The organism is Streptomyces sp. SID5785, from assembly GCF_009870065.1.
Taxonomy (GTDB): Bacteria; Actinomycetota; Actinomycetes; order Streptomycetales; family Streptomycetaceae; genus Streptomyces.
In genome coordinates, this window is the sequence record NZ_WWIA01000750.1 from 1 (window position 1) to 582 (window position 582).

The window sequence follows — 582 nt, forward strand, 5'->3', positions numbered from 1 at the left end:
GCCGCGGCCGCGCCGCCCGCGCCCCGCGCCCGCAGCCGGGCCCGCACCCGCGCGGCCGGCCTCCCGGTCCGCACCCCCCGGATCACCCCCACGGACACCGCCTGACCCGTACGACACCCGTCGCGCAGCGACCGGAACCGCAACCGCACACAGGAGAGGACCCGCACCATGGCCAACACCGAGACCGCCCTCAAGGACGCGCTCAGCAGCATCGAGGGCGCCACGGCCGCCGCACTCGTCGACTACACGAGCGGCATGGCTCTCGGCACCATCGGCGGCACCAAGAACTTCGACCTGGAGGTCGCCGCCGCCGGGAACACGGACGTCGTCCGCGCCAAGCTCCGCACCATGGAGCACCTGGGCATCAAGGACGAGATCGAGGACATCCTCATCACCCTCGGCACCCAGTACCACATGATCCGCCTGCTCAAGGGCCGCGGCGGGAACGGGCTGTTCCTCTACCTGGTGCTCGACGCCTCGCGCTCCAACCTGGCGATGGCCCGCCACCAGCTCAGGAAGATCGAGGCCGAACTCGAGGTCTGACCCCGGCCGCGCCCTCAGCGACGCCGCGCCGCACCACCG

The 582-nt window shown here is 72.5% G+C and carries 1 protein-coding gene; it reads left to right on the forward strand.

From position 1 onward, the window contains the following. Positions 1–168 precede the first annotated feature (168 nt). Complete coding sequence (locus GTW43_RS24475; protein WP_161304194.1) at positions 169–543, forward strand: hypothetical protein; 375 nt, start codon at positions 169–171, stop codon at positions 541–543. Positions 544–582 lie beyond the last annotated feature (39 nt).